Raw genomic sequence first — 9,348 nt, forward strand, 5'->3', positions numbered from 1 at the left:
AGCGGCCTCCCGCGGGACCCGGCGGCGACGGCCCCGGGCCGGGCCGGTCACTGGTGCGGCGCGCCCCGCCAGCCGGTGGTCGGCAGCGCGAACTTCGCGACCAGCCGGTCCGTGAACGAGGCGTGGTGCAGCCGGGCCAGCCGCACCGGCACGGCACCGCGCCGCACCTCCACCCGCGCCCCCGGCGGCAGCTCGATGGTCCGCCGCCCGTCGCACCACAGCACGCCCGGCGGAATGTGCGGCAGCACCTCCACCGCGAGCACCGAGTCCGGCGAGGTGACCAGCGGCTTGGCGAACAGCGCGTGCGCGCTGATCGGCACCATCAGCAGCGCCTCGACCTCGGGCCACACCACGGGCCCGCCGGCGGAGAAGGCGTACGCGGTGGAGCCGGTGGGCGTCGACAGCACCATGCCGTCGCACCCGAACGCCGTGACCGGCCGCCCGTCGATCTCCAGGACGACCTCGAGCATCTTCTCCGCGCCCGCCTTCTGCACGGCGGCCTCGTTCAGCGCCCAGTCGGTGTGCACGATGTCGCCGTTGCGGTGCACGACGACGTCGATCGTCATCCGCTCCTCGACCTCGTAGGAGCGCGCCACCACCCGGTCGACCACCCGGTCCAGGTCGTCCCGCTCGGCCTCCGCCAGGAACCCGACCCGGCCGAGGTTGACGCCAAGCATCGGCACCCCCGAGGCCCGGGCGAACTCGGCGCCGCGCAGCAGGGTTCCGTCACCGCCGAGGACGATGAGCAGCTCGCACCCGTCGAGGCACTGCGGGGTGGCCTCCTTGACGAGTCCCACCTCGTCCGGGAGCGGCAGGTCGCACGCCTCCTCCTCCAGCACCCGCACCCCGATGCCGTGCCGGAGCAGCCCCTTGACGACCAGCTCCGCGCTGCGGATGGCCGCGGGCCGCCCGGTGTGGGCGAGCAGGAAAACAGTACGCGCTCGGTTCTGTGTCAACGCGGCCCCTCCGCCACTGCTCGGTCGACTTCGGCCGGGTCCAGGCGGGGGGCGCCGGACCGCAGCCACAGGAAGTACTCGACATTGCCCGACGGTCCGGGCAGTGGACTCGCGGCGACCCCCCGCGCCCCGAGTCCCAGTTCCCAGGCCTTGTCGGCCACTCCGCGCACGGCCTCCGCCCGTAGCTGCGGACTCCGTACGACGCCCCCGCTGCCCAGTCGTTCCTTCCCCACCTCGAACTGCGGCTTGACCATCATCACCAGGTCGGCGTCCGGCTTCACGCACCGTTTCAGGGCGGGCAGCACCAGCCCGAGCGGGATGAAGGACAGATCGCCCACGACAAGATCCACAGGTTCCCCATCGATCGCCTCAAGCGTCAACTCGCGTACGTTCGTACGGTCCTTGACGGTGACGCGTTCATCGTTGCGCAGGGACCAGGCAAGTTGGCCGTATCCGACGTCCACGGCGACGACGTGCGCGGCGCCCGCGCGCAGCAGGACGTCGGTGAAGCCGCCGGTGGACGCGCCGGCGTCCAGCGCGCGCCGGCCCCGGACGGCCAGACCCAGCGGCACGAAGGCCTCGAACGCGCCGGCGAGCTTGTGGCCGCCCCGGGAGACGTAGTCGGGGTCGCTCTCGTCGCTCTGGACCACGATCGCAGCCGCCGTCTCCACCTGGGTGGCCGGCTTGGTGGCCACGGTCCTGCCGACGGTGACCCGTCCGGCGGCGATCAGCTGGCTGGCGTGCTCGCGCGAGCGCGCCAGCTTCCGGCGGACCAGCTCCGCGTCCAGACGACGGCGTGCGACTCCTGCCACGTTCGGTTCAGCTCCTGTGTCGGTACGGCGGTACGGGGACCGGGGGTCCGGGGCGGGCGTCGAGCGCGGTGAGCGCGTCGCGCAGCCCCCGGTGTACATCCTCGTACACCTCCACGTGGCCGTCGGTGGCGAGGTGGTCGGCGTCGGCCAGCCGCTGGAGCCGCGCGTCGACGTCGGCGTCGCCGGTGGGCACGCGCGGGACGGCCAGCGGCACGGGGCCCGCGGGGTCGCACCCGGGCTCGGGCTCGCTCCCGTCGCACCCGGGGGCGGGTTCGGTCCCGGGTTCGGCTCCCGGCACGGCGGGGTGGGCCGTGGGCACGGCGGTGCGGGCCGCCGGCCCGGTCGCCGGATCGGCCGCGGGCACGGTCTCGGTTTCGGCCTCCGCCACGGCCTCCACCGGGGCCTCGGGCACGGACTCGCTCATGCCCAGACGCTACCGCGAACCACTGGGGTACCGTCGGTGGCCATGGCCACGATCGAGGAGTGCCGCACGGCGCTGGGAAAGCTCTCGGACAACATGCAGGGCGCGGAGGGCGACGTCCGGGCGGCCGCCGCCCTGGACCGCTCCGTGAGCTGCCACATCACCGACCTCGACGTCACCTTCGTGGGCCGGATGACCGGCGGCCGGATCGAGATCGACGCCACGCGTCCCGGGCCGCCCCGCGAGAAGGCGCAGATCAGGCTCGCCCTGGCCGGTGACGACCTGGTGGGCCTGGTGGACGGGGAGCTGAACTTCGCGACCGCGTGGGGCCGGGGCCGGGTGCGCCTCGACGCGAGCCTGCTGGACCTGTTCCGGCTCAGGAAGCTGCTGTGAGCCGCGCCCTGCGGGCCGCCGGGACCACCAGCGGGGTCCCGGTCTCGGGGTCGTCGATGACCTGGCAGCGCAGCCCGAAGACCTGCTCGACCAGCTCGGCCGTGACGATGTCGTTCGGCGCGCCCTCGGCGATCACCTCGCCGCCGCGCAGGGCGATGAGGTGGGTGGCGTAGCGGGCCGCGTGGTTGAGGTCGTGCAGCACGGCCACCAGCGTCCGTCCCTGCGTCTCGTGCAGTTCCGCGCACAGGTCGAGGACGTCGATCTGGTGCTGGATGTCCAGGTAGGTGGTCGGCTCGTCCAGGAGCAGCAGGGGGGTCTGCTGGGCGAGGGCCATGGCGATCCAGACGCGCTGGCGCTGTCCGCCGGACAGCTCGTCCACGTACCGGTCGGCCAGTTCGGCGACCCCGGTCTGCGCCATGGACTCCTGGACCACCCGCTCGTCCTCGGCGGACCACTGGCGCAGGATGCCCTGGTGCGGGTAGCGGCCCCGGCCGACGAGGTCGGCGACCGTGATGCCGTCGGGCGCGACCGACGACTGCGGCAGCAGGCCGAGCGTCCGGGCCACCTTCTTGGCCGGCATCGACCGGATGGCCTGCCCGTCCAGCAGCACCCGGCCCCGGCGGGGCATGAGCATCCGCGACAGCGCCCGCAGCAGCGTCGACTTGCCGCACGCGTTCGGCCCGACGATCACCGTGAAGGAGTGGTCGGGGATCTCCACCGACAGCGCTTCGGCGATGACGCGCTGGTCGTAGGCGAGGGTGACGCTCTCGGCGGACAGGCGGTTCACAGTGCTCCTTCGGGTCTTCGGGTGCGCGCCGCGCGGGTCCGGCCCGCCCTCGGTGCCGCTCATATCCGGCCCGCCCTGCGCTCGGCGACCAGCAGCCACAGCAGACAGCAGCCGCCGAGCACGCCGGTGACCACGCCCACCGGGAGCCGGTCGGCGCCGAAGGCACGCTGTGCGGCCCAGTCGGCGGTGACCAGCAGGGCGGCGCCCGTGCACAGCGAGGGCAGCAGACAGGGCCCCGGCGCGGGGGCACCTCGCGCGCCCTTGGCGAAACGGGGGAGGGTCAGGCGCCGGGCGAGCTGCGGCGCGGTGAGCGCCACGAAGCTGACCGGGCCGGCGGCGGCGGTGGCGGCCGCGGTGAGCAGCACGGCGCAGACCGTCAGCACCAGCCGCACGCGCTGCACGCGCACGCCGAGCGCGTTCGCGACGTCGTCGCCCATCTCCATCATCCGCAGCCCCCGCGCGTTCACGAGGACGAGCGGCACGAGGACGGCGCACAACCACAGCAGCGGCCAGACCTGCTCCCAGTCGCGGCCGTCGAGGGACCCGGTCATCCACACCACCGCGCGGGTCGCGTCGACCAGGTCGGCCTCGGTGAGCAGGTAGCCGTTGACGGCGGTGACGATCGCGGAGACACCGATACCGACCAGGACCAGCCGGTACCCGTGCACGCCCCGCTTCCAGGCGAGCAGGTAGATGGCGCACCCGGTCACCAGGCCGCCGGCCAGCGCGCCCGCGGTGACCTGGGCGGCGCTGCCGGACATCAGCACGATCACGACCAGCGCGCCGGCCGTCGACCCCTGGGAGAGGCCGAGTACGTCCGGGCTGCCGAGCGGGTTCCGGGAGAGCGCCTGGAACAGGGCGCCGCCGAGTCCGAGCGAGGCGCCCACCAGCAGCCCCACCAGCACACGCGGCAGCCGTAGTTCCTTGACGATGAAGTCCTGGTACGCGGTACCGTCGCCGGCCAGGGTCCTGAGGACGTCGCCCGCCGGGATCCGGGCGTCGCCGGTGCCGATCAGTGCCACGCCCGCGGTGCCGGCGGCGAGCAGCAGCAGGACGACGACGACGATCAGCGCGCGGACGTCCAGGCGCAGGGACAGCCCCCCGGGAGTGCGCACGGCACGGCTCATCCGTCGGGCCCTCACAGCCGGGCCGTCCTGCGCCGTCGTACGAGAAGGATGAAGACCGGGCCGCCGACGAGCGCGGTGACGATGCCGACCTGGACTTCCGCCGGGCGGGCGACCACCCGGCCGAGGACGTCGGCGCCGAGCAGCAGCACGGGCGACAGGGCGGTCGCGTAGGGCAGGATCCAGCGCAGGTCGGGGCCGGTGAAGGAGCGCACGGCGTGCGGCACCATCAGACCGACGAACATGATCGGACCGCAGGCGGCGGTCGCGGCACCGCAGAGCACCGTCGCCGCGAGCATGGCGAGCGCCCGGGTGCGGCCGAGGTTCGCGCCGAGGGCGCGGGCGGTGTCGTCGCCCATCGCCATGGCGTTCAGCGGCCGGGCGAGCCCGAGCGCCAGCAGGGTGCCGGCCGCGAGGAACGGCAGCACCTGCACGACGGTCGAGTCCGTGGCCGAGGCCAGTGAGCCCACCGTCCAGAAGCGCATCCTGCCCAGCGCCGCGCCATCCATGATCATCACGGCCTGGAGGTAGCCGTACAGCGCGGCGCTGACCGCCGTGCCGGCGAGCACCAGCCGGACCGGGGTGGCGCCCCGGCTGCCGCCGAGGAACCACACGAGCGCGCCGACGGCCGCGGCGCCGCCGAACGCGAACCACACATAGCCGGTGAGGCTGGTGACACCGAAGTAGGTGAGCGCGGTGACGACCGCGGCGGAGGCGCCGGCGTTGATGCCGAGCAGCCCGGGGTCGGCGAGCGGATTGCGGGTCAGGGCCTGGAGCACCCCGCCGGACAGGCCGAGCGCGGCACCGGCCAGCAGCCCGAGGACGGTGCGCGACATCCGCTCGTCGACGACGACGTCGCCGTAGGTCCCCGTGCTCTGGAACAGACCGTGCCAGACCTGGTCCGGCGACAGCGCCTTCGCGCCGACCGCGATGCTCGCCAGAGCGGCGAGCATCAGGAGCACGAACGCGAGCAGGAGGCCAAGGGCCCTGACCGCCATGCGAGTTGGGGGCGCGGGGGCGGTGTCCGCGCGCTGTTCCGGAGGACTGTCGACCAACACGAGGTTAGGTTAGCCTACCCTCTCACGTGATCTCGATACCGCCTCCGGACCGGGACCGGACGCCCGGGCGCCCTTCCCGCTCGCGGTGACCGGACCCGGCTCCTGCCGCGGACCGGTCATCCGCCCGGCGTCAGAGTTCCAGCCGGGCCAGTGCCTTCTCCCCGTCCAGCTCGCAGGAGCCCGCCCCGGCCGCCGTCCAGGCGGCCGCGCACAGCGCCCGCAGCCCGTCCAGGGCCCCGCCGTCGCCTTCGAGCTCCAGCCGGTCGGCCGCGGTCGCCGTCCACCCTCCGCACCGGAAACCGTCACCCGCGCGAGTGATTTCCGGCTGCCCGGTGAGCAGTCCGCGCAGGTCGGCGTCCACATACGTCGGCCGGTGCCGCGGCGGCGCGGCCAGCAACCGGGAGCCGTCGGTGACACCGGTCAGCACCAGAAGTGAGTCCACCCCGCCGTTGAACGCGCCCTCGATGTCGGTGTCCAGCCGGTCCCCCACCACCAGCGGCCGCTCGGCGCCCGTCCGCAGGATCGTCTCCCGGTGCATGGGCGGCAGCGGCTTGCCCGCCACCTGCGGCTCCGCACCCGTGGCGATCCGCACGACCTCCACGGCCGCCCCGTTGCCCGGCGCGATCCCCCGCCCACTGGGAATGGTGAGGTCGGTGTTGGACACGAACCACGGCACGCCCCGCGCCACCGCGTACGAGGCCTCAGCGAACCGGGACCACGTCAGGTCCGGGCCGCCGTACCCCTGCACCACGGCTGCCGGGTCGTCGTCCGCCGACTCCACCGGGGTCAGACCGCGTTCGCGCAGCGCCACCCGAAGCCCTTCACCACCGATCACCAGCACCCGGGCGCCGGCCGGCACCTGCTCGCTGATCAGCCGGGCGACCGCCTGCGCCGAGGTGATGACGTCGTCCGCCCCGGTCGGTATCCCCAGCTCCGTCAGATGCTCCGCCACGACGTCCGGCGTCCGCAGGGCGTTGTTGGTCACGTACGCGAGACGCATGCCTCCCGCGCGGGCCCGCTCCAGCGAGCCGACGGCGTGCGCGATGGCGTTCCCGCCCGCGTACACCACCCCGTCCAGGTCGAGCAGCGCCGTGTCGTACGCCTCGCTCAGGGGCCGCCCACTGCCCTGGGGCCCGGTCCTGACGCCCTGGCTCATTGCACATCGCTCCTCGTTCGACCGTCTTTCCCCCGATCATCCCCCACCCCACTGACACACGTACGATGCCGGGATGAACACAGCAGGTCACTCGGAAGCAACGGTGCGCCGAGGCCTGGAACTGACCACGTTCCGAGGCCTTCGTTACGACCCCGACCGGGTCGGCAGCCTGGCCTCCGTCACCTCTCCCCCGTACGACGTCGTCGTACGCCCCGACGGCCTGCACCACCTGGAGTCGTCCGACCCGCACAACATCGTCCGGCTGATCCTCCCGCAGGCAGGTACCCCGGACGCCCGCAACGAACAGGCGGCCGACACCCTGCGCCGCTGGCTCGCCGAGGGCGTGCTGGCCGCAGACCCGGATCCCGCCCTGTACGTGTACGAGCAGCGGGACGGCGACGGCATGCTCCAGCGCGGTGTCATCGGCGCCCTGCGCGTCTCCGCCCCCGCCGAGGGCGTGGTACTGCCGCACGAGGACGTCATGCCCCCGGTCGTCGCGGACCGCGCCGCGCTGATGCGCGCCACCCGCGCCAATCTCGAGCCGCTGCTGCTGACCTACCGCGGCGACGGCACGGCGGCGGAGGTCGTCGAGCGCACGGTGGCCGGTCCTCCGCTGCTGGCCACGACCACCGAGGACGGCTTCCACCACCGCCTGTGGTCGGTCACCGATCCCGCCGACCTGGCCGGCATCCAGTCCGACCTGGCGCAGCACCAGGCCCTCATCGCGGACGGCCACCACCGCTGGGCCACCTATCTGCGGCTGCGCGCCGAACACCCCTCTCCCAGCCCCTGGGACCACGGTCTGGTCCTGCTGGTCGACACCGCCCGCTACCCGCTCCGTGTCCGCGCCATCCACCGCCTGCTGCACGGTCTTCCGGTCACGGACGCGCTGAGAGCCCTGGACGGACTGTTCCGGGTACGGCGCCTCGACGTGCCGCTGCCCAAGGCGCAGGAGGCGCTGGCGGACGCGGCCTGCGCGGGCAACGCGTTCCTGCTGGCCGGCGACGGGGCCTTCCATCTGCTCGACCGCCCGGACCCGGCCCTCCTGGACCGGACGATCCCCGCGGACCGTCCGGCCGCGTGGCGTTCCCTGGACGCCACCGTCCTGCACGCCACGCTCCTCGAGCACGTGTGGCACGTCCCCGAGGACTCCCCCGCCCACATCGCCTACATCCACGACACGGCGGCCACCGTCGCGAAGGCCGAGCAGGACGGCAGCACCGCCGTCCTGCTGCATCCGGTGCGCGAGGAGGTCGTACGCGAACTGGCCCGCCAGGGCGTGAAGATGCCCCGCAAGTCCACGTCCTTCGGCCCCAAGCCGGCGTCGGGACTGGTGCTGCGCGCGCTGGAGCTCTGACCCGGCCCCGGACATGGGAAAGGGCGGGCCCCCCCGGGGGGGGCCCGCCCTTTCCCATGTCGGACGTCAGTCCTGGTTCTCAGTCCTGGTTCTCAGTCCTGGTTCTCAGTCCCGGTGCCCGGTCCTGTTGCTCAGCCCTGGTCCTCGTCCGCCTTCTCGGCACGGCCCTCGTCGTCGTCGGGCCGGTCGGCCTGCTCGGTGGCGCTGTCGTTCTCGTCGAGCGCGTCGACGAACTCGACGCCGTCCAGTTCGGCGAGCCGGTCGGAGGCGTCCGTGCTGCCGTCCCGGTCGGCCTCCACGGCCTTCGCGAACCACTCCCGGGCCTCGCTCTCCCGGCCGGCCGCCAGCAGGGCGTCGGCGTAGGCGTAGCGCAGTCGTGCGGTCCAGGCCTGGACCGCGTTGGAGGCCAGCTCGGGGCTCTGCAGGGTCACGATGGCCGCGTCCAGTTGGCCCATGTCGCGACGAGCGCCGGCCGCCACGAGCCGCATCTCGACCTGACCGGCCTTGTCCAGCTTGTGCACCTCGGGGGCGCCGGCCATGTCGAGGGCCTTCTCCGGACGGCCGAGGCCGCGCTCGCAGTCGGCCATCACGGGCCACAGCTCCACGGTGCCGGTCATGCGCCGCGCGGCCCGGAACTCACCGAGGGCCTCGCTGTACTTCTGGTTGGCGTAGGCGGCGAAGCCGGCGGCCTCACGCACGGCGGCGACCCGGGACGCCAGCCGCAGCGCCACCCTCGAGTAGCCGTAGGCGCCTTCGGGGTCCTCGTCGATGAGCCGCGCCACCATCACCAGGTTCTTGGCGACGTCCTCGGCGAGTGTCTTGGGCAGGCTCTGCAGCTCCTGCCGGACGTCCTTGTCGATCTCGTCACCGGTGACGTCCTCCGGGATCGGCAGCCGCTTGATCGGCTCGCGGTCCCGGTCACGGTCGCGCTCGTCCCGGAAGCGGCCGCCACCACGGCGGTCGTCCCGGCGGTCGTCCCGCCCGTCACGGCCCCGGAAGCCACCGGGCCGGCCACCCCGGTCGTCCCGGCGAGGCCCGCGGCCGCCCCGGTCGTCACGGCCACGGAAGCCGCCTCGCTCGCCCCGGTTGTCGTCGCGGCGGAAGCCGCCCCGGTCGTCACCACGCCGGTCATCGCGGCGGTCATCGCGGCGGTCATCGCGGCGGTCATCGCGGCGGTCGTCACGACGGAAGTCGCCACGACCCTCGCCGCGGTTGTCGTCGCGGCGGAAACCGCCCCGGTCGTCACCACGCCGGTCATCCCGACGGTCGTCGCGGCGGTCGTCA

At 73.8% G+C, this 9,348-nt stretch carries 10 protein-coding genes; 2 read left to right on the top strand and 8 right to left on the bottom strand.

The annotated features are described in order from the left end of the window. Positions 1 to 47: 47 nt before the first annotated feature. The 3 genes from MXD57_RS14075 to MXD57_RS14085 are packed head-to-tail and all read right to left on the bottom strand — an operon-like array spanning position 48 to position 2,192. Entirely contained in the window at positions 48 to 956 is a 909-nt protein-coding gene (locus tag MXD57_RS14075) for an NAD kinase (RefSeq protein WP_250401737.1), read from the bottom strand. After that, a complete protein-coding gene (locus MXD57_RS14080) occupies positions 953 to 1,768 on the bottom strand; it encodes a TlyA family RNA methyltransferase (RefSeq protein ID WP_250401738.1) in 816 nt (271 codons plus the stop codon). The genes MXD57_RS14075 and MXD57_RS14080 overlap by 4 nt, the downstream gene beginning before the upstream one ends. Positions 1,769 to 1,775: 7 nt before the next feature. Next, positions 1,776 to 2,192, bottom strand: coding sequence for a hypothetical protein (locus MXD57_RS14085; protein WP_284505535.1), 417 nt, complete (start codon positions 2,190 to 2,192; stop codon positions 1,776 to 1,778). 42 nt (positions 2,193 to 2,234) lie between these two features. Here MXD57_RS14085 and MXD57_RS14090 point away from each other — a divergent pair, with 42 nt between their 5' ends. Beyond that, the gene (locus MXD57_RS14090) at positions 2,235 to 2,582 is read left to right on the top strand and encodes a sterol-binding protein (protein ID WP_250401739.1); all 348 of its coding nucleotides are present in this window, start codon (positions 2,235 to 2,237) and stop codon (positions 2,580 to 2,582) included. Here the strand turns inward: MXD57_RS14090 and MXD57_RS14095 are convergent. From MXD57_RS14095 to MXD57_RS14110, 4 genes are all read right to left on the bottom strand, one after another. Continuing rightward, on the bottom strand, positions 2,566 to 3,432 hold the full coding sequence (locus tag MXD57_RS14095; RefSeq protein ID WP_250401740.1) for an ABC transporter ATP-binding protein: 867 nt from the start codon (positions 3,430 to 3,432) through the stop codon (positions 2,566 to 2,568). The two genes, MXD57_RS14090 and MXD57_RS14095, sit on opposite strands and share 17 nt — an antisense overlap. Next, entirely contained in the window at positions 3,429 to 4,496 is a 1,068-nt protein-coding gene (locus MXD57_RS14100) for a FecCD family ABC transporter permease (RefSeq protein WP_250401741.1), read from the bottom strand. Before MXD57_RS14100 ends, MXD57_RS14095 begins: the two co-directional genes overlap by 4 nt. A gap of 11 nt (positions 4,497 to 4,507) precedes the next feature. Beyond that, positions 4,508 to 5,551, bottom strand: a complete 1,044-nt coding sequence (locus tag MXD57_RS14105) for a FecCD family ABC transporter permease (RefSeq protein ID WP_250401742.1) — start codon at positions 5,549 to 5,551, stop codon at positions 4,508 to 4,510. Positions 5,552 to 5,681: 130 nt separating this feature from the next. Continuing rightward, positions 5,682 to 6,707, bottom strand: coding sequence for an HAD-IIA family hydrolase (locus MXD57_RS14110; RefSeq protein WP_250401743.1), 1,026 nt, complete (start codon positions 6,705 to 6,707; stop codon positions 5,682 to 5,684). A gap of 73 nt (positions 6,708 to 6,780) precedes the next feature. On the opposite strand from MXD57_RS14110, the gene MXD57_RS14115 reads away from it, so the two are divergent. Further along, positions 6,781 to 8,064 (top strand): DUF1015 domain-containing protein, encoded by a 1,284-nt coding sequence (locus MXD57_RS14115; protein WP_250401744.1) that lies wholly within the window; start codon positions 6,781 to 6,783, stop codon positions 8,062 to 8,064. 131 nt (positions 8,065 to 8,195) lie between these two features. Here the strand turns inward: MXD57_RS14115 and MXD57_RS14120 are convergent, their stop codons facing one another. Then, positions 8,196 to 8,957, bottom strand: a complete 762-nt coding sequence (locus MXD57_RS14120) for a tetratricopeptide repeat protein (RefSeq protein ID WP_250401751.1) — start codon at positions 8,955 to 8,957, stop codon at positions 8,196 to 8,198. Between the last annotated feature and the right edge of the window lie 391 nt (positions 8,958 to 9,348).

The sequence above is a fragment of the Streptomyces cellostaticus genome (genome assembly GCF_023630175.1).
In the GTDB taxonomy this organism is placed as follows: Bacteria; Actinomycetota; Actinomycetes; order Streptomycetales; family Streptomycetaceae; genus Streptomyces; species Streptomyces cellostaticus_A.

Coding starts and splice junctions, on each gene's coding strand:
- MXD57_RS14115 (WP_250401744.1), top strand. CDS start 6,781: ATGAACACAGCAGGTCACTCGGAAGCAACGGTGCGCCGAGGCCTGGAA.
- MXD57_RS14095 (WP_250401740.1), bottom strand. CDS start 3,432: ATGAGCGGCACCGAGGGCGGGCCGGACCCGCGCGGCGCGCACCCGAAG.
- MXD57_RS14085 (WP_284505535.1), bottom strand. CDS start 2,192: ATGAGCGAGTCCGTGCCCGAGGCCCCGGTGGAGGCCGTGGCGGAGGCC.
- MXD57_RS14100 (WP_250401741.1), bottom strand. CDS start 4,496: ATGAGCCGTGCCGTGCGCACTCCCGGGGGGCTGTCCCTGCGCCTGGAC.
- MXD57_RS14110 (WP_250401743.1), bottom strand. CDS start 6,707: ATGAGCCAGGGCGTCAGGACCGGGCCCCAGGGCAGTGGGCGGCCCCTG.
- MXD57_RS14090 (WP_250401739.1), top strand. CDS start 2,235: ATGGCCACGATCGAGGAGTGCCGCACGGCGCTGGGAAAGCTCTCGGAC.